The organism is Niallia circulans (genome assembly GCF_003726095.1).
In the GTDB taxonomy this organism is placed as follows: domain Bacteria; phylum Bacillota; class Bacilli; order Bacillales; family Cytobacillaceae; genus Niallia; species Niallia circulans_A.
This window is the reverse complement of the sequence record NZ_CP026031.1, coordinates 2,417,674-2,438,122: the sequence shown is the minus strand read 5'-3', so window position 1 is coordinate 2,438,122 and position 20,449 is coordinate 2,417,674. Positions and strand designations below refer to the sequence as shown.

Genomic DNA, 20,449 nt, shown 5'->3' with positions numbered 1-20,449 from the left:
GCTAAAATACAGTTAGGTTAATTGATTAACATCAAGAATCCTGCCTGTCTCACTATCTGAAATGAATTCATATACTTCTTGTGTGTCACCGTTCATGCGAGTGATACCACCTCTATAAACGGTAAGGGAAGATGCTTGCGTATGAAGTATTTCCTTCTCCATATTTATCCAAGATCCGTTAATCGGTCCCTTTTCTTTAAAAGCAGTTTTAGCTAAAGATAAGACCTGGTCACCCGAAAGACTACTATTTTTAACAATGACTTCTTTCACGATATAGCTTGCGGCTAGTCCTGCCACAACACCGCCTATGATATGTTTCCAATTCATAATAGAACTCCTTATGTTTTGTGTCGTATTTTTTTGTATTAGGCTAAATACTTCGAGCTACAAAAAAGTAGATATTGTTATTATAACTAATTTATATGATAGAAGAAATGATTAGCCGATTTCTGCCTGAGTACTGGTTCTAAGTTTTAAAGTGGATAATTTCTAATTGGTTAGAGGAAAGTAGTGGTATGCAGTTAGATATTTCGGTACAATAAATATATTATCAAAATACATAGTAATTAAAGGGGTTTAACTAGAATGGAACAACAGACATTAGATATGTTTCGAACATTAACGGAACTTCCGGGAGTAGCTGGAAATGAACACCAAGTTCGAAAATTTATGAAAGAACAATTAAGTCTTTATACAAATGAAATCGTGCAAGATAACCTTGGCAGTATTTTTGGGGTGAAAAGAGGAACGGAAAATGGACCAACTGTTATGGTTGCCGGACATATGGATGAAGTTGGTTTTATGGTTACTGCAATCACGGATAACGGAATGATTCGTTTTCAGCCTATCGGTGGCTGGTGGAGTCAGGTCCTTTTAGCACAAAGAGTACAGATTATAACTAATAAAGGACCTGTTACTGGGGTAATCGGTTCGATTCCTCCACATCTATTGGACGAAGCATTAAGAAGTAAACCAATGGATATAAAAAATATGCTGATCGATATCGGAGCGGATGATAAGGAAGATGCATTGAAAATTGGGATTAAGCCTGGTCAAATGATTGTGCCAATTTGTCCATTTACGCCAATGGCTAATGAAAAGAAAATTATGGCAAAGGCCTGGGATAATCGTTATGGTTGTGGTTTAGCGATTGAATTGTTAAAGAATCTTCAAGGAGAGGAGATTCCGAATATCTTGTATTCTGGGGCTACTGTGCAAGAGGAAGTAGGTCTTAGAGGAGCTAGAACTGCAGCTAATATGATTAAGCCAGATGTATTTTATGCTTTAGACGCAAGTCCTGCAAATGATGCCTCTGGTGATAAAAATCAATTTGGTCAGCTTGGAAAAGGAGCATTGTTACGCATTTATGATGCCACGATGGTTATGCATAAAGGGATGAGAGAATTTATTTTAGATACAGCGGAATCTAATAATATTGCCTACCAGTACTTTATTTCACCAGGCGGAACGGATGCGGGACAGGTTCATATTTCAAACAATGGTGTACCTAGCGCTGTTATTGGCATATGCTCACGTTATATTCATACAAGTGCTTCTATTATCCACATCGATGATTATGCGGCAGCAAAAGAACTGGTAACTAAATTAGTAAAAACAACGGATCATACAACCATCGAAACACTGCGTGCAAATCAATAATAACCAAAACTATTTTTAAAATAATGCATATAAAAAATTTAATCAAAGAGGGTGGGACAAAGCAAAATAAATAATGGATAAAGACGAACAATCTCTAATTTAGTGGTGAATCCAATTCGTTCCATTGCGTTACAGACACTCCCTTTCCGCGGGGAGCAACCTAAGCCTCCTCGGCAAGCCTGTGGGGTCTTAGGCTTTGCTCTATTTCCCGCAGGAGTTGAGTGTCTTCCACTCCATTTCACTCCGTTTTTAAAGAGTATTTCGTTCCAACGTTTTTTTCAAAAGAAAATAAATGGAGCAGACTGAATACACGGAGACTCCTATGGGAGCTGCGAGAAAGTCCAAGACCCCGCAGGAACGAGGAGGCTTGGCGCTCGCCCCATGGAAAGCGAAGTGTATTCAGGCTGCGGGTGATTACCACATACCTTTTTTCTTAAAATAATAAAAAAACACAAACAATTATACGAATTTTTTTTAGTGTGTACGTATAATTGTTCGGGGTTAGATTTGGTTGAAATGCTTATGTCCCACTCTCTTTTTATAAACTATTTTGTCATGATATTAGGAGTGAAGCAAAGTGAAAGTTTGTATTGGCACCAATAATAAAGCAAAAGTAAAAGCAGTAAAAAACTGTTTAGAAAAAGATGCGGCTATAGAGTTTGCTACATTTAATGTGAGCTCTGGGGTAAGCGAACAGCCATTTTCAGATGAGGAAACGATCAAAGGGGCCGTTAACCGAGCGAAGGCTGCATTGCAGGAAGGGGCCGGCGAGATAGGGATTGGCTTGGAAGGAGGCGTCCACCGAACAAATGACACTCTCTTTTTAACTAATTGGGGAGCGCTTGTTTGGAAGGATGGAACCACCTATATAGCTAGTGGAGCAAGAATTCCGCTACCAAAGGAAATTGAAACAAAACTAGTTGCAGGAAGAGAACTAGGTCCGGTTATGGATGAATATGTCCAAAAAGAAAATGTTCGCTCAACAGAAGGTGCTATAGGAATCTTCACAAACGGCAGGATTAATAGGACAGCAATGTTTGAACATGTTGTTGAATTGCTTCTAGGTCAAATGGAATATCAAAGAAAATAAGAGCTAGAGGGACTTTAGAAATTAGCTCAATTTAAGTAGAAAATGCTTGATAAAAATGAAGCAATAGGAAAGCATATTAGTAGTGAGGAAGCTATAATTCTGATACTATTTATGAAAGGGTACATATTATGAAGGGGGCATTTACATTGAAACATTTACAATCAGCAGAAGAATTTGCAGAGCTTAAAAATAGTCCAGAGAAACATATATTTCTTTTTTCAGCAGAATGGTGTGGAGACTGTCGTTTTATCGAACCATTTATGCCAGAAGTTGAAGCGAAATATGATCAATATACATTTATACATATCGATCGCGATAAATTTATTGATACTTGTATAGAGCTAGATGTATTTGGTATTCCAAGCTTTATCGCTTTTGAAGGCGGGAAAGAACTTGGTAGATTTGTAAGCAAAGATCGAAAAACACAGGAAGAAATTGAAAAATTTATTGAATCTTTATAAAGAAAATAATAAGTGAGAGAATGATTTAGCTTATTCTCAACACGGAACAAGACCGTGGAGGCTTATTAAGTCTACAAAGCATCAGTAGCGAGTTTGTTCTTTATTTGCTGTAATAGTAAAAAAGTGTTTGTCTTATAAAAGGTTGTCTCCTATATAAAATGTAGCTTGGAAAAGGACGGAGTTCACTGCTATATTTTAAGCGGAGATAACCTTTTTCCATTGATTACAAGAAAAAACTGCCTATTAAAAAGATGATTATCGAATCATTTAGAGTATAATAAATAGGAAGAAATTGAAGAGGACGGAAGTGAAACAAGCATGAAAATGACAAGTAAAAAAATGAAGGATATGCTTATCCAACGAATAAGTAATGAGGATCGAACTTTTTCATTTGATAGTAAAAAAGATCAAGTACGAATAGAGAGTAAAGCAACAGGAAAGGGAGTTACCGTTTCCTTGCCTGAAATAATTGCAAAATGGGAAACAAAAAAAGAAAAAGCAGTCGACGAGATTGTTTATTATATTGAACAGGGCTTAGGAGCAATCGAAAAAGATGGAGAAATAGAAGGAAAAGAGAAAAAAATATTTCCTGTGATTCGTTCCACTTCTTTTCCTCAACAATCAAATGAGGAAATTCCCTTTATAACAGATGAGCATACGGCAGAAACTAGAATTTATTATGCTTTGGATATGGGGAATACCTATCGCCTCATTGATGAGAAATTGATGGAAAAAGAAAATTGGTCTGCCACTTCGATTAAGGAAATGGCTCTTTTTAATGTTAGGTCTTTATCCACAAATGTAAAAGCAGATAGTGTTGCTGGTAATGTTTTTTATTTTTTAAACAGCAATGATGGCTATGATGCAAGTCGAATATTAAATGATGCCTTTTTAAAGGATATGTATGAGCAGCGTGAAGGCACAATGACGGTAGCTGTTCCCCATCAAGATGTACTAATTATTGGTGATATTCGAAATGAAACAGGATACGATATCTTAGCTCAAATGACGATGAGTTTCTTTGCAAGCGGAAGAGTTCCCATTACAGCACTATCTTTCCTATATGAGGATGGCGAATTAGAACCTATATTTATTTTAGGCAAAAATAAAAAAAGAGAAAGATAATAGGGACAATGTAATCAAATCGATTTATAATTTACTTTTGAATGACATCTAATTGAAATATTTTTATACTAAAATAACAATTATATGGATGGAAAAGCTAGAATGTTTCTATAAGTTCCCTGTTTTAACCTAATTAAAAAGAGAGACTTAATGAAAGAGGCAATTAGGATATACAAACTTTCAAAAGGTGTCTCTTTTTTAATTGCTATGATAAATGTATCTAGTCTAGTTATAGAACCAGAGTTGTTGGAGTGTTGGCAATAAAAAAGAACAAAGAGGAAAATTTATCTTTGTTTAACTTTCTGCTAAAGAGGGAAAGGGAGAGTTGTTAAAAATAGTGCTCCCAATTCTGAACATAACTGTTAAAATAGTAATGAGATTGGAAAGAAAGAGTGATTACGTGTGAATTGGTTCAAAAAAGTATTTAAACAGTTTGCTAGTGAAGAAGAGGAGCTGAACCAAGTTGAAGAATCGGTTGAAGTAGAACAGCAACCGAAAATGGAGTCTACGGCATGGAAGAAAGAAATAGATTCAAAGATTATTTATCAATATCCGAAAGGGAACTTTCGCTTTCCGCTAATTCCAGATGAAGAGAAAGATGATAAGAAAGAGACGGATAGAAGGAAGAGAAGAGAACCTAGGCAAGCCTTCCATGAAAATAGGCGTGAAAACGATCAACCATATAAACCTCCATATGTAGAACAGACGAAAAGTGACCAGAAGGAAGACAAAGTATCCAATACATATAGTACTAATCGTCCTTTCAAACCTACAGAAGTTGTTTCTCCGATATATGGATATAATCGTCCAGAAAGGAAAGAGACAAGGACAACGGAATCGCGACCAATAATAGAAAAAAAAGTTGGAATTTCGAAAGAAGCGAACAGTAACCAGAAAGAACAAAAGGAAATAAGAGTAAATGAAGAACTACTAACATTTGCTGGAATGAATGATGAGCTAGCTGAATCACAAGAAGCGAAGAGGAATTTAGAGGCGGCAGAACTGCAAGAAGCAGAAAGAGTTGTAGAGTCACCTGAACTTCAAGAAGCGGAAAGTAACATAGAGTCGCTAGAACCGCAAGAATCTGGACAACAACATGCTAATGAGGAGACAGTTGAACTGCATAAGGCTGAGACAGCTGTTGCGCAAGAAACGGTAACAGTGGACAGTATAATGGAGCAAGATTCATCTCTTTCTATAAAAGCTGAGGAATATTTTCATGAAGAAATAAGTTCTAAAGCTGATAGTGCACTAGAGGTAGAGAATATTGCTTCTCTAAGCATTTTTGCCAGCGAAGCAGAAATGGAAGTAAATGAGCAGGAAGAAAGTTTAATAGACGTTCAAGAACTTAATGATGATCAATTATTGTTAAAGTTTGAAGAAGTGGAAGTAGTAGAAGAAGCTTATCAGGAAAATGATGAAGCAATAGTAGAAGAAAAGAAGGAAGAAGTTTCCCAGGGGAAAATAGAGGAGAAGAAGACATCTTCCCGTAAAGGTCCTTTACCATTTAATGTGTTGATGCTAAATAAAGACAGAAAACGATTGGCAAATCAAAAAGTCGAGAAAAAAATATATGAGGAGCCAGAGTCACAGTCGAAGGCAGAAGTTGTAGTTCCGTCTATGATAGAAAAAGAAGATGAGGAACAAAATGACTTACCTTATTACGTTTTTCCCGAAGAAAATTTATTGAATCCACCTATTTTGCAAATAGAAAAGGATGGATGGATTGAAGAGCAGACTATGCTGTTAAATGATACATTTACCAATTTTAATGTTCATGCAAAGGTGGTAAATGTTACACAAGGACCTTCTGTAACACGCTATGAGGTACAACCAGAACCAGGAGTAAAGGTTAGCAAAATTACCAATCTTTCTGATGACTTAAAATTAAGTTTGGCTGCAAAGGATATCAGAATTGAGGCGCCGATTCCTGGAAAGCATACAGTAGGAATTGAAGTTCCAAACCAAAAAAGTCGCCCTGTACTTATAAGAGAGATTTTGGAGAGTGAAGAATTTAAAAGTTCAACATCTCCTTTGACGGTAGCAATGGGTTTGGATATTTCAGGAAAACCAATCGTTACAGATTTACGCAAAATGCCACATGGATTAATAGCTGGAGCAACCGGATCTGGAAAAAGTGTATGTATTAATACAATGCTTGTGAGCTTACTATACAAAGCAAAGCCAGAGGAATTAAAGCTATTATTAGTAGATCCTAAAATGGTTGAATTAGCGCCATATAATTATGTTCCCCATTTAGCAAGTCCTGTTATTACAGATGTAAAGACGGCAACTGCTGCACTAAAATGGGCTGTCGAAGAGATGGAAAGAAGGTATGAGCTATTAGCACATGCTGGTGTTAGAGATATTACAAAATATAATCAATTAGCGGAAGAACATAAAAGATATAGTGAGAAATTACCATATTTAGTGATCGTAATTGATGAGTTAGCCGATTTAATGATGATGGCACCTGCGGATGTAGAAGAAGCGATTAGTAGAATAGCTCAAAAAGCAAGAGCGTGTGGGATTCACCTATTAATTGCTACACAAAGACCATCAGTTGATGTTATTACGGGATTGATTAAGGCAAATGTTCCAACACGAATTGCGTTTTCTGTTTCCTCTCAAATTGATTCACGTACCGTCATTGATATTAGTGGTGCCGAGAAGCTTTTGGGTAAAGGGGATATGCTATTTTTAGAAAATGGAACATCAAAGCCCGTTCGATTGCAAGGTACATTTGTATCAGATGAAGAAATTGATCAGGTAGTGGCACATGTTAGGAAAGAAAGAAAACCAGAATATTTATTTGAACAAGAAGAGCTGTTAAAAAAAGTTCAAATGTCTGAAGAAGAAGATGAGTTATTTTATGAAGCTTGTGAATTTATTATTGAACAAGGTGGAGCGTCTACATCTAGTCTGCAAAGGAATTTCAAGATAGGATATAACCGAGCAGCGAGATTAATTGATATGATGGAAAAGCAGGGGTTTATATCAGAAGCGAGAGGCACAAAGCCTAGAGACGTATTAATAACAGAAAATGAATTGCTGTTATTACAGGAAAATGAATAAGTAGGAAAAAGGATTACTTCGTAAACTGCTGCCATACATTGGAATTATACTGTTCCATAGTTTTTCATCATGAAAGATGGTATAATGTATAAATGTGAAATAAAAAAAGGAAAAAAAAGTTAGTATATTATCGAAACATGATTAATTAGTTGAATGAGAAAAATAAAGTGAACAAAGTTGCATACATAAATGCAATGAGCAAATTGAATGAGGATATCATATACTGTTAAAAGATATGCGTAGTTGGAGGTTCTTTATATGACTATTTACCACTTCGTAGGTATAAAAGGGTCGGGTATGAGTGCATTAGCACAAATTTTACATGATATGGGTTTTGAGGTACAAGGCTCTGATGTGGATAAAAGATTTTTCACTCAGATTGCTTTAGAACAAGCTGGAATAAAAATTCTTCCTTTTCAACGTGAAAATATTCAACCAGGAATGAATGTTATTGTAGGAAATGCATTTCCAGATACACATGAGGAAGTTGAAGAAGCAGTAAAACTGGGTCTTCCAGTGATTCGATACCATCGTTTCCTAGGAGATTTTATGAAGCAATTTACAAGTATAGCTGTAACTGGAGCACATGGAAAGACATCAACAACTGGTTTGCTTTCCCATGTAATGAAGGGGGCAAAGCCGACAGCGTATTTAATTGGTGATGGTACAGGGAAAGGGGTAACTGGAGCAGAATATTTTGCTTTTGAAGCATGTGAATATCGAAGACATTTCTTATCCTATTTCCCTGATTATGCATTGATGACCAATATTGATTTTGATCATCCAGATTATTTTGCCAATGTGGATGATGTTTTTTCTGCCTTTCAAGAGATGGCATGGCAAGTAAAAAAAGGAATTTTTGCTTGTGGGGATGACGAACATTTACAAAAAATTCAAGCAAAAGTACCAGTTGTATTTTATGGATTTGGAGATGAAAATGATTTCCAAGCGAGAAATGTGGAGAAAACAACTGAAGGTACAACTTTTGAAGTTTATGTACGTAATACGTATTACAATACCTTCTCCATTCCGACATTTGGGGACCATAATATCTTAAATGCTTTAGCTGTTATTACGCTTAGTCATTATGAGGAACTAGATGCGGAAATCGTTAAAGAGCGCTTAATGACATTTGAAGGTGTAAAACGAAGATTTACAGAAAAGACAATTGGTACACAGGTTATTATCGATGATTATGCTCACCATCCTACGGAAATAAAAGCAACGGTGGAAGCCGCTCGCCAAAAGTATCCAGATAGAGAAATTGTTGCTGTATTCCAGCCACATACATTCTCTCGTACTCAAGCATTTCTTCAAGAATTTGCTGATAGTTTAAATTTAGCAGATTCTACTTATCTATGTGATATATTTGGTTCCGCCCGTGAGAATCATGGAAAGCTAAGTATTACAGATTTAGCTGATAAGGTACCTGGAAGCAAAATTATTTCAGAAGAGACAGTTTCTTCTCTGAAAGAACATGATAATAGTGTAATCTTGTTTATGGGCGCAGGAGATATTCAAAAATATCAAAGTGCTTATGAAAAAACATTAGGCTAATAATAAAAGGGGATCAGAATTTAAAAATTCTGATCCCCTTTTTCATAGGTTACTTTAAATTTTCTGGATTTAATACTTCTAATTCTGGAATAACAAACTTACCATCTTTTCTTATAAGTACATCATCAAAGTAGATTTCCCCACCACCATAATCAGGACGTTGAATATTTACCATATCCCAGTGGATATTGGAATCATTGCCGTTATAAGCATCATCATAGGCTTGGCCAGGTGTAAAGTGGAAGCTTCCATCGATTTTTTCATCGAATAAGATATCTTGCATTGGATGAAGAATATATGGATTTACTCCAATAGCGAATTCGCCAATATAACGAGCGCCTTCATCTGTATCCAAAATTTTATTTAATCTTTCGGAGTCATTAGATGTTGCTTCGATAATTTTTCCATTTTCAAACTTCAGGCTGACATTTTCAAAAGTGAATCCTTGATAAGGGGAAGGTGTATTATAGGTTAGTACACCATTGATAGAATCACGTACAGGTGCCGTATAAACCTCGCCGTCAGGAATATTCATTTGACCAGAGCATTTGATGGACGGAATATCTTTAATAGAGAAAGTTAAGTCAGTGCCAGGACCAGTTAAGCGAACTTTGTCGGTACGATTCATTAATTCTACAAGATTATCCATTGCTTTATCCATTTTTCCATAATCTAGGTTGCACACGTTGAAATAAAAATCTTCAAATGCATCGGTGCTCATTCTCGCAAGCTGTGCCATGGATGGGCTTGGATAACGAAGAACTACCCATTTTGTGTTTGGTACACGAATTTCTCTATGTACCTTTTTGCCAATGGTTGCACCTTCAATCTTCATTTGTTCTGCAGGAACGTCTGCAAGCTCATTAATGTTATCACCAGCTCGAAGCCCGATGTATGCATCCATATTACTCATGACATTTGCTTCGAATTGGGCCATCATTTCATATTGTTCTGTTTGAGCGCCTAAAAGCAAGGAGCGATTAATATCATTATCTTTCAGTGAAACAAAAGGATAACCACCAGCTGCATATGCTTCACGCACAAGCGCTTTTACAAGTTCCTTTTGAAGTCCAAAGTTTTCAATAAGAACTTTTTCGCCTTTTTGTAAGCGAATGGAATAATTAATTAAGTTTTTTGCTAGTTGATCAATTCGTGGATCCTTCATATGTACCTCCAAAATATTAAAAAAATGTGATAACTATCTTATTGTACCCGAAAATATTTTTTCCTTAAATAAAAAAACTCAAAATAGAAAAAATAAGGAAGAAAGATTATTTGCTTCGATTGTATAGTTACTCTTGCTAAAGAATCATTTGTTTCTGAAAGTTTTTCCAATTATAATAAAACTAAGGTTTTAGCAAACGCGAATCTGGGAAAAGACCAATAAAGTGGAGGTGCGATAAATATGATAAATCTTTTATACTTAAGTGTAGCTTTAATAGCTATTGCGTTTACGGTTCTTGTCATTTATGTTGCGAGAACATTGAAGTCCTTACATACTACACTGGATAGTGTTTCTAAAACACTTGTCGGGTTAGAAAGGCAACTGGATGGCGTCACAAGAGAAACAACTATTTTATTGCAAAAAACGAATGATTTAGCTGCAGATATTCAACAAAAATCTGAAAGTTTAAATTCTGTGGTTGACGCAGTAAAAGATGTTGGTACGAGTGTACAAGGGTTTAATCAATCGGTACAAACGATTACCAATAATGTAGAAAACACCCTTGTAAAAAATCAAGATAAAATAGCTCAAATTGTTCAATACAGCAAGGTGTTTATGAATATTAGAGATCAATGGAGAGCTAAGAAGGCTGAACAAAACCGAACACGAGTAAGAAGTAATTAAAAGGAGGATGTTAAGATGAAGCGAGAACAAGAAATAATTCATGCAAATGAAAGCTCAAGTTCAAAGGATTTTCTATTAGGTGCTCTAGTAGGTGGGGTTGTCGGAGCAGCAACTGCTTTATTTCTTGCGCCAAAGCCTGGAAGAGAACTGCTTCATGATTTAAACGGACAAGCTGGCATACTCAAGGAAAAAGGGATTGAGTTAACTGATACGGTCAAAGAAAAAGGCTCAGAGTTTATTTCTATTGCTAAAGATAAAACAGATCAACTTAGTAATGCTGTTACCAAAACATCTGCTGAAATTATGGATAAAGTAAAAAAAACAAAAGGGCAAGAAAATATGTCAGCCCGTTTTGATGAGCTAAAAGAAGAAGCATCTGATTTAAGCTCAAGCTTAAAAAATGCTGAGTTTGATGAAATTCAGCAAAAGTTAGAAGAAACAAAACGTGCATTTGATGAAACAGAAAGTAAATATAACCATTAAACATTATTTTTGTATAAAAGCGAGATAAAGTATACAGTCTATATACACATTGCTTTCTGCATTCAATGAGAACCAAATCTTTTAGAACAATGCAAGAAAGAAAAGGTATATAGACTGTTTTTTTATATGTCATGGGATAAACAAATAGATAAAGGGTGATTTTTAGGTATGGAAATAATAAAGACTATCGAAAAGATCGAAGAGTTAGTTCAGAACAAAGATGCTTTTTGGTTAGTTAAACATAGTGTAACATGTCCAATTAGTGCGAGAGCTTTCGATGAATATAAGCAATATGCAAGCGGAAATAATGCAGTAGATACTTATTATTTAACTGTGCAAGATGCACGAGATGTTTCTAATTATATTGCTGAAAAATACGAAGTAAGACATGAATCACCACAAGCATTGCTTTTTGTTCATAATAATATTGTTTGGCATGCATCCCATGGACAGATTACTGCAGCTTCTTTACAAAAAGCTAGCGAAGAAAATAAGTTATAAAGATTCGATAAAAAAGGAATTCAGAAGGAGTGCATTCTGAATTCCTTTTTGGGTAAACAATTAATTATTCATAGAAGGGCTTTTCGTTTTAGCTGGCCAAACAATCGATAATTTATCCCCTTTTTTTATAGGGGTCAAAAACGTAGCTTGTTCGCCGTTACGCAATAGCTGAAAAGATCCTCCGCCACTTTGTGGCATATTGATATCAACAAACGCAAATAAGTCCTGAAATAAAAAGCCTTCAAATGGTTTCTGCTCGATACGAATATCATCCCCACTGAATAAGAGATCTTCCATTTGGAGGAGTTGTCCTCTTCTTTGTATTTGTGCTAGCTGCTTTGTAAGTGTAATCTTTTTGTCATTAAAATAAACTGGAAGTACTTGATACATTAAAATTTGTTTTCTTTCTGCTAATTCTTGAACAGTTGGTGTTTTTCTTTTTTCCAAGATAACTTCATCCTTGTGACTAAGCAATTGGTTTAATCGGCAAGGAAGACCATTTTTAACAACCTTCCCAGAGAAAGCAGGAAGGACAGTCTCTTTGCCGTTAATCAACAGTTGGAAAGGTCTTAACTCCGCTATTAAATTCGTTAAATGGAGCCCTTCTAATGCTTCTTGAATAGTAGTGTCTGCTTTATATTCAATGATATCTTTGTCAGCAATCAGATGCTCAGGGGAAACAGGGTTGCCATTGCAAAGAATTTTGGTATGAAGCGTATAGCTTTTATTATTGATCTTTATTTCTTTGTCAGATTCAGCATCTAGTAAGTCCTTTATTTGAACGATGGCTTGTTCTCCATCCCTGCCACGATAAACCGTTAATGTTTCGCCATCTTCTACTGTATCTTCTAAAGAGCAAGGGACATCTTTTCTTAAAATAGTGGGTCCTTCACCATGACTTCCTGGTATGGTAATTTTTTGATTATTGATTGTAACAATCATTGCATTACCTGGCTTTCCGTATAATTGGTTCATTCGAATGCCAGAGGCTAAAATACAATCCCCAACGGTCAATTTATTTACCTCAAACAGTCTTACAGGCTGCTCATTTATATAAACTGTTTTGTATTGGACTGGCGATTTTTCAGCAGCGATAGCAATTCCGACTGGTGTAACAAGCTCGGGCCCTAAATGGAAATTTTCCTCAAATGTAAGGTGAGTAATGGCATCAATGCCTCTAATGGCAACCCGGTTAGAAGGCAGATTAAGCATTTCCGCCATTTTTTGTTGTAAAGCTGGCGTTTGGCTTCCACCACCAACAAGCATTACAGCTTTAGGGGATTTATGATTGTTTAATGAAAGAATCTCCCGGCAAATCGTATCTGCTAATTTATCTAAAGCTGGTTCAATTTCCTTAATTACTTCTTCCTTATGCAATTCTGTTGTAAAGCCAAGAATATCCGAAATAGAAATCTGATCTTTTTGAGATAATTCTCTTTTTGCCTTTTCGGCTAATGGAAAGTCCAATAAATACGCATCGCTGATTGCTTCTGTTATTTCATCTCCAGCGACAGGTACCATTCCATAGGCAATGACGGTTCCAATATCGGTGATAGCTATATCTGATGTTCCTGCTCCAATGTCTACTAAAGCTACATTTAATCTTCTCATCGATGGAGGAATAAGGACATTAATGGCAGCAATGGGCTCTAACGTCAATGCCTGCATTTCTAAATTTGCTCGATGCAAGGCAGCGATTAATGATTCAACTACTACTTTAGGCAAGAAAGTTGCGATAATTTCTACCTTCGCTATTGAACCTTGCTGATCAATTAAGCTACCCATAGCTTGATCATCTAAAGAGTAGTGAAGGACGGAATAGCCCACACAATAATAAAATTGACTTTTATCTCGCTCATTTTTTTCTGCGACAGTGCTTTGTGCCTGCTGTACAGCTGTTAACTCCATATGTAAAATATCTTCTTTTGTAATGAGTGGCTTTCTTTCTATATTCATTTCATAAGCAGCCCGTTCAGTTTTTAAGGCTCTTCCAGCAGCTGCAACACTCACTCTTTCTAAAGGTCCATGTTTGATTTCTAACTGATCTTTTATTTCTTTAATAATTTTGGAAACAGCTAACACATCATGTATTTGACCATCCAACATTGCTCTTTCTGTATGTTCGATGGATAATAAATCAGCTACATGATAATTATCCTCTTTTTTTTCTAAGATAATTCCGACAACTGATCGAGTACCAATATCTAATGCAAATAGTTTTTCATGTTTTTGCATAGAAAACACCTTCTTTTTATTTAAAGATTGTTTATAAAATATAAATTAAAATAGATTATAGTGAACCAATTATCTAACTTCTTTATAAAAAATTGACACTTTAGCACTTAAAAGCGTTTAAGCATTAAATAAAATTAGTGACAATGGGATAAATATGATTTATAATTAACCCAATTAAGAGAAATGTAACATATTTTTGCATTTGTATAAAGAATCTAAGCAAATAGTGTAAAGGAAATTACATGGATTTGTGCTTTTAATGAAGGGATGAGTGATTGTGAGTAATAAGGAATTAGAAGAATTACGTAATCGAGTGGATGAATTAAATTTAGAAATTTTAGAAAAAATTAATGAGCGGGCAAGCCTTGTGCAAAAAATTGCCCAAACAAAAGTTACCCACGGTGCACATCGATATGATCCTGTTCGCGAAAGAAAAATGCTTGATCATATCTTAAATAAAAATGATGGGCCATTTGATAATGGGACAATTTCTCATTTGTTTAAGCAAATTTTCAAAATGGGCTTACAATTACAACAAGAAGATGACAGTAAAGCGTTATTAGTATCTCGTAAGAAAAAAGCAGAGGATACTATTGTTGATATAAAAGGAACAAAAATTGGTGACGGTACACCTAAATTTGTGTTTGGGCCATGTTCAGTAGAATCATATGAACAAGTTGCTCAAGTGGCAGCGTCCGTACAAGCTAAAGGATTAAAGCTTCTTCGTGGTGGCGCATTTAAGCCAAGAACATCTCCATATGATTTCCAAGGACTTGGTGTAGAAGGTTTGAAAATCTTAAAAAGAGTGGCAGATGAATACGATTTAGCAGTAATTAGTGAAATTGTTAGTACGGAACACATTGAAACAGCGTTAGATTATATTGATGTTATTCAAATTGGTGCTCGTAATATGCAAAACTTTGAGCTGTTAAAAGCTGCTGGAAGTGTAAAAAAACCAATTCTATTAAAACGTGGTTTAGCAGCAACGATTGAAGAGTTCATCAATGCTGCAGAATATATAATGTCACAAGGAAATGATCAGATTATCCTCTGTGAACGTGGTATTCGTACGTATGAACGGGCAACAAGAAATACATTAGATATTTCTGCTGTTCCAATTTTAAAACAAGAAACACATCTTCCTGTCTTTGTTGATGTAACACATTCAACTGGCAGAAAGGATTTATTATTACCTTGTGCGAAAGCAGCTTTAGCTATTGGGGCAGATGGAGTAATGGCAGAAGTTCATCCAGATCCTGCTGTCGCATTGTCTGATTCAGCACAGCAAATGGATATTGACCAATTCGATGAATTTTACCGTGCGTTACAAGCTACACCATATGTAAATGCATAAAAATATGATTATCATTACCTCGTAATTGTTTAGAAATAATTACGAGGTTTTTTATTTTTTTATAATGAATTTGATAGTATGACAAATTCATTTATATTTTTCCTCATTTTATGGTAAACTGAATGGAAGAATGCTTAATAAAAAAATTTTTTTGCTAAAAAAGCGAAAAAAAGTCGTTTTTTTTGAAAAAAAATGAAAGCTTGTCATTGCGGGTTTTCCTGCTATATCGTATCATTAGTACATACTTAGACAAGATTAGCTAAATTGGGAATCTTTTATGATTAAGAAAGTAGCTTCTTGCCATAAAATAATAGAAAGAAATAGTTCGACTAAAAGGAGTGTAAAAATCACAATGAATATCACAATATATGATGTCGCAAGAGAAGCTAGTGTTTCTATGGCAACCGTTTCCCGTGTTGTTAATGGAAATCCAAACGTTAAGCCAACAACAAGAAAAAAGGTATTAGAAGTTATTGATCGCTTAGGATATCGTCCAAATGCTGTTGCAAGAGGGCTAGCAAGTAAGAAAACTACTACAGTTGGAGTAATTATCCCTGATATCTCAAGCACATTCTACGCGGAATTAGCAAGAGGTATTGAGGATATTGCTACAATGTATAAATATAATATTATTCTAAGTAACTCTGATCAAAATAAAGATAAAGAGTTGCACTTATTAAATACCATGTTAGGCAAACAAGTGGATGGTATTGTATTTATGGGTGGCAATATAACAGAGGAACATGTTACTGAATTTGAAAAGTCTCCTGTACCAATTGTGCTTGCGGCTAGTATTGAAGAAAGCAAAAAGATTTCTTCTGTTAACATTGATTATGCGCAAGCTACGTACGATGTAGTAACTAGCTTTGTTGAAAAGGGCCATAAATCTATTGGAATTGTCCTTGGATCCTTAGAAGAACCAATCAACAAAAATGAGAAATTAGGCGGTTATAAAAAGGCATTAGAAGCAGCTGGAATCGAATTTAATGAATCCTTAGTTGTTGAAGGAGATTATAGCTATGAATCTGGTATGGAAGCTTTCGATAAATTAATTGAAGGTGATAATAAACCAACGGCAATCTTTGTTGGTTCAGATGAAATGGCTCTAGGTGTCATTCATGGAGCAGAAGACAAAGGATATAAAGTTCCGGAGGATTTCGAAATTGTTACCTCTGATAATACAAAATTAACACTAATGGTTCGCCCGCAACTGACAACTGTTGTACAACCATTGTATGATATCGGTGCCGTGGCTATGAGATTGCTTACTAAATATATGAATAAAGAAACAGTAGAAGATCATATTGTTACACTTCCACATCGTATAGAATCTCGAAAATCTACAAAATAAGTTTAGATACGGAAAAGACCAAAACCGGATTAAACATCCAGCCTTGGTCTTTTTTTGTTTAAGAAAAAAGGAAACGAGAAAAGAGTTGCTAGGACGGACAAAATATATTGCATAATGACGAATACTCTCTAATTTAGTGCGAAACACCAATCCAATCCAATTCACTACTCTACAGACACGATGCACTGTCTGCTTCCTGCAGAAACTAAAGACGCGAGGAGCATGGCGCTCACTTCATGGAAAGCGAAGTATATTCAGTTTGCGGGTGATTATCACAAACCTTCTTTCGTAAAATAAATAAAAACCCCAAACCATTATACGAATAGTTATTAGTGTGTACGAATAATAGTTTGAGGTTATGGTTATTGAAATATTTATGTTCCAACCTTATTGGAGTTAATTATTTTCTGTCTTTTTATCAGGCTTTTCTGTTTGTTCTTTATTGTTTTGCTGGTTATTTTCTGGTGGCTTGTCGTCTTTAGGTTTGTCATTATTTGGCTTGCTATTTTTTTCTTTGTTGTCTTTTGGCTTGTTCGCTGTTTGCTCTTTAGTATTGGTCTTTTTTTCTTGACTTTCCTTTTTAGTTTGACTCTCTTGCTTTTCTTGTGAATTGCCAATTACCACTTCATTTGATGCCTTTGATTCTTTCCCAGCAATATCAACTGCTTTAACAATATATTTTCCATTACCACCTTTAAAACTTAAGGTATTTGCTGCTTTTAAACTCTTTACTTTTTTGCCATTTTTATAGACCCGGTAACCAATTACATCTTTTTCGCTATGCTTGCTCCATTTAATAGTGTCACCTTTAAGATTGACTTTTAGTGCACTAGGAGCCTTCCCATTGTCTTCAATTTTATTGCTTGGAATGATAAGATTCTTGAGCTTTTGATTGTTCTCGCTTAGAATACTTGGATCGCTGATACGAATACCAAATAGCTTTTCGATATAGTCTGGATTTAGCATTAATCCTGGTTCAGCGAATTCACTTGGAGTAGAATCTAAAGCCATGTATTTCTTATCACCGATTTTTACATATTTACCTGCAACTAAACTGTCGTCCCTCTTAGATGGAACCGTTCCTGACTTGAATAAATCAGTTGTCACTAATCCGGCTTTTGAGCATCCCTCAGAAGGCAGTAGTCCAGAAATAGAACATACAGATTGTCTTACGATTCCACCAGGCATCTTGAAGCTTTTGGACGGAGCTACAAGATCAGGTGCAACGTCATATGCAGCATTCAGTAAATCTGCCCATAAGTAGTTAGTACGGTTACTATAAGAAGGCAGCGAACCAGTTTGTAAAGATTTTGGTGTATCATAACCTGTCCAAACTCCAAAAGTTACATTTGGATTTGTCGCAACTAACCAAGAATCTGTAAAGTCTTGGGCTGTTCCGGTCTTACCTGCCCAGTCAGAATTAAATTTTAGGCGGCTGTTTACGGCAGCGGCTGTTCCGCGATTCATCACATCTCTCATCATGTCTAATGTTAAGTATGCGGTTTGTGGGCTAAATACATCGACAGGTTTTACTTCATGCTGATAAATAACATTGCCATCTTTATCTTCAATCTTGTCAATCATATAAGAATCGATAAATTTCCCACTATTAGCAAAGGTAGAAAAGGCATTGGTATTTTCTTCAACAGTTATACCATCCTCCAGTCCACCGATAGCAGTAGCCCTGTTTGAAGCATCAGCAGGAGTTAATGACGAAACGCCCATTTTTTCTAAGAATTTAATTGGTTTCTGTGGCAATATATCAATATATGCTTTTACTGCTGGAACATTGTATGATTGCTGTAGTGCATATCTTGCTGTTACTAAACCATGAAATCGCGAGTCATAGTTGTTTGGCCAAATACTCCCTGGTTTACTAGGATTTAATCTTAATGGAACGTCTGGTAAAACACTTCCAGGCGATAATGTTCCCAGTTCAATTGCTGGACCATAAACTAAAAGTGGTTTCATGGTTGAACCATTTGATCTGACACTACGTGTGGCATGATTTGTTGCTTCTCGATTATAATCACGCCCTCCAACAAAACTTAAAATAGCCCCAGTTTTGTTTTCTATCAAAATTGCTCCAGTTTCAACAGGTTCCATAATAGTCACTTTTTCTTTTGTTTCTGGATCAATCACTTGTTGTTTCTTATCTGGTCCAAAAAGAGAGAAATTTTTGACTGCCTTTTGTTGAATATCATAGATTTTTTTATTGATGGTACTATGAATTTTGTATCCATTTTGATGGATCTGACGATCAGCAAGTGTAGTGTATTGTTCTGCTAATACATCGTCTTCTTGCAAGTCTTCTTTTGTATATCCATCTTCTTTTGCTAACAATTCGGCAATAATTTCTATGCTTCTTTGTTGGATTTCAATCGTAACAGCCGGATAATCTTCAATTGGACTTTTTTGCGGACCGATAAAATCCTTCGTTATGTCATATTTCATGGCAGTATCATATTCTTGTTTAGATATTTTCTTTTGGTCATACATTCGGTTTAAAACTGTTTTCAATCGATTTAAACCTGGTTCTAAATTCTTTTTTAATTTTCCTTCTTGTGTAAAAGGAGTGTAGCCAAATGGACTTTGTGGAAGCCCTGCGATAAATGCAGCTTGAGGCAAAGTTAAATCCTTTGCATCTACACCAAATATACCATTTGCTGCAGCCTGTACACCTGCAATGTTTCTGCCAGATGAATTTCTTCCTAAGGTTGAAACATTTAAGTAAGCTTCTAATATTTCATCCTTCTCAAAGAATTTCTCTAGCCTCAGTGCTAGGAGAATTTCTTTTGCTTTTCGTTCAAAAGAGACTTCGTTAGTTAAAATTTGATTCTTTATTAACTGTTGAGTTAACGTACTTCCACCAGATTGCGTAGAAGAGTTTGCTACTTCTTGAAATAATGCACGGAAGATTGCTTTTGGAACTACTCCGTTATGATTGTAGAAATTTTCATCTTCAGTAGCGATAACAGCATCTTTTAAATAGGGAGAAACATCTTTAATTTTTACTTCTTCCCTCTCAAGGTCTGTAGGCACTTTTCCTAAATACTCATTGTTAGCAAAGAATAACTCTGAAGTTTCTTCGTAATTATAAATATCTTTTTGCATTGTTGTGTAAGGACGGATTGGCTCATCCTTAACAAGTGATGCAAAGTATCCTGCACCAATTCCTAGCCCAAATGCACCCCCTACCACAGTAATGATGATAAAGAGCAAAGCTATATTCCATGTTACTTCATAGGTTAAACGGGCTCCTTTCAGTGTTCGTTTATTGGTGAAGAAGTTTTTAAAATGGTTTAAAGCATTTTTCCACTTCGGCCTTTCGTTCATGGTATCATTCCCCCTAAAATCACATACATTATAGCATAAAGGAGAGGGGAATATAGACAGAGTTCGATATTTTTCCTGTTTCTTCGAATAATTGTTTGACATTAACAGCTTTTATGTGATAAAAATAAACTAACTATATATTGATTCGTTATTGCTTTGAAGGGAAGAAGTAGTTCTTTTATCACTATAAACAGAGAGCCATTGGTCGGTGCAAAATGGTATAAATAAAAGAATGAATTACCTCCTGGAGCTTTCACTGGGAAAGTTATAGTAAATTAGTAGCAGTGAACGGCTTGAACCGTTATTCAAATGAAGTGGAGAATCTATTTTCTCAAGTTTTGGGTGGTACCGCGCTGATTTGGCGTCCCTGCAT

At 35.6% G+C, this 20,449-nt stretch carries 15 protein-coding genes and 1 other annotated feature; of the genes, 11 read left to right on the top strand and 4 right to left on the bottom strand.

Translation table 11 applies throughout. From position 1 onward, the window contains the following. Positions 1–12: 12 nt before the first annotated feature. Positions 13–327, bottom strand: coding sequence for a PepSY domain-containing protein (locus tag C2I06_RS11805; protein ID WP_095332457.1), 315 nt, complete (start codon positions 325–327; stop codon positions 13–15). A gap of 258 nt (positions 328–585) precedes the next feature. Between C2I06_RS11805 and C2I06_RS11800 the strand changes: the two genes are divergently transcribed. From C2I06_RS11800 to murC, 6 genes are all read left to right on the top strand, one after another. Continuing rightward, positions 586–1,659, top strand: coding sequence for a M42 family metallopeptidase (locus C2I06_RS11800; protein WP_095332455.1), 1,074 nt, complete (start codon positions 586–588; stop codon positions 1,657–1,659). A gap of 577 nt (positions 1,660–2,236) precedes the next feature. Next, positions 2,237–2,749: a DUF84 family protein gene (locus C2I06_RS11795; RefSeq protein ID WP_123258091.1), complete on the top strand. Its 513-nt coding sequence runs from the start codon at positions 2,237–2,239 to the stop codon at positions 2,747–2,749. Positions 2,750–2,895: 146 nt separating this feature from the next. Next, entirely contained in the window at positions 2,896–3,210 is a 315-nt protein-coding gene (locus C2I06_RS11790; protein WP_095332445.1) for a thioredoxin family protein, read from the top strand. Positions 3,211–3,534: 324 nt separating this feature from the next. After that, positions 3,535–4,335: a DUF1444 domain-containing protein gene (locus C2I06_RS11785; RefSeq protein WP_095332453.1), complete on the top strand. Its 801-nt coding sequence runs from the start codon at positions 3,535–3,537 to the stop codon at positions 4,333–4,335. 402 nt (positions 4,336–4,737) lie between these two features. Beyond that, on the top strand, positions 4,738–7,410 hold the full coding sequence (locus tag C2I06_RS11780; RefSeq protein ID WP_123258090.1) for a DNA translocase FtsK: 2,673 nt from the start codon (positions 4,738–4,740) through the stop codon (positions 7,408–7,410). A gap of 258 nt (positions 7,411–7,668) precedes the next feature. Further along, positions 7,669–8,967: a UDP-N-acetylmuramate--L-alanine ligase gene (gene murC, locus C2I06_RS11775; protein WP_095332441.1), complete on the top strand. Its 1,299-nt coding sequence runs from the start codon at positions 7,669–7,671 to the stop codon at positions 8,965–8,967. Positions 8,968–9,016: 49 nt separating this feature from the next. On the opposite strand, the gene C2I06_RS11770 is transcribed toward murC, so the two are convergent. Continuing rightward, positions 9,017–10,132, bottom strand: coding sequence for an aminopeptidase (locus C2I06_RS11770; RefSeq protein ID WP_095332439.1), 1,116 nt, complete (start codon positions 10,130–10,132; stop codon positions 9,017–9,019). 240 nt (positions 10,133–10,372) lie between these two features. Between C2I06_RS11770 and C2I06_RS11765 the strand changes: the two genes are divergently transcribed. The 3 genes from C2I06_RS11765 (at position 10,373) to ytxJ (ending at position 11,800) form a co-directional block, all read left to right on the top strand. Next, positions 10,373–10,816 (top strand): DUF948 domain-containing protein, encoded by a 444-nt coding sequence (locus tag C2I06_RS11765; protein ID WP_095332437.1) that lies wholly within the window; start codon positions 10,373–10,375, stop codon positions 10,814–10,816. Positions 10,817–10,831: 15 nt separating this feature from the next. Beyond that, a complete protein-coding gene (locus C2I06_RS11760) occupies positions 10,832–11,299 on the top strand; it encodes a YtxH domain-containing protein (protein ID WP_095332435.1) in 468 nt (155 codons plus the stop codon). Positions 11,300–11,467: 168 nt separating this feature from the next. Then, positions 11,468–11,800, top strand: coding sequence for a bacillithiol system redox-active protein YtxJ (gene ytxJ / locus C2I06_RS11755; protein WP_095332433.1), 333 nt, complete (start codon positions 11,468–11,470; stop codon positions 11,798–11,800). Between the two features lie 60 nt (positions 11,801–11,860). Here the strand turns inward: ytxJ and pilM are convergent, their stop codons facing one another. After that, the gene (gene pilM / locus C2I06_RS11750; RefSeq protein ID WP_123258089.1) at positions 11,861–14,035 is read right to left on the bottom strand and encodes a cell division protein FtsA; all 2,175 of its coding nucleotides are present in this window, start codon (positions 14,033–14,035) and stop codon (positions 11,861–11,863) included. A gap of 277 nt (positions 14,036–14,312) precedes the next feature. Between pilM and C2I06_RS11745 the strand changes: the two genes are divergently transcribed. Beyond that, positions 14,313–15,389 carry a bifunctional 3-deoxy-7-phosphoheptulonate synthase/chorismate mutase gene (locus tag C2I06_RS11745; RefSeq protein ID WP_095332451.1) on the top strand — a complete coding sequence of 359 codons (1,077 nt, stop codon included), beginning with the start codon at positions 14,313–14,315 and terminating at the stop codon, positions 15,387–15,389. A 352-nt stretch (positions 15,390–15,741) separates the two neighbouring features. Beyond that, positions 15,742–16,740, top strand: coding sequence for a catabolite control protein A (ccpA, locus tag C2I06_RS11740; RefSeq protein ID WP_095332429.1), 999 nt, complete (start codon positions 15,742–15,744; stop codon positions 16,738–16,740). Between the two features lie 396 nt (positions 16,741–17,136). Here ccpA and C2I06_RS11735 read toward each other — a convergent pair whose 3' ends face one another. After that, positions 17,137–20,076, bottom strand: a complete 2,940-nt coding sequence (locus C2I06_RS11735; protein WP_123258088.1) for a transglycosylase domain-containing protein — start codon at positions 20,074–20,076, stop codon at positions 17,137–17,139. A gap of 147 nt (positions 20,077–20,223) precedes the next feature. Then, positions 20,224–20,448: a binding site (T-box leader), on the top strand. Position 20,449: the final 1 nt, after the last annotated feature.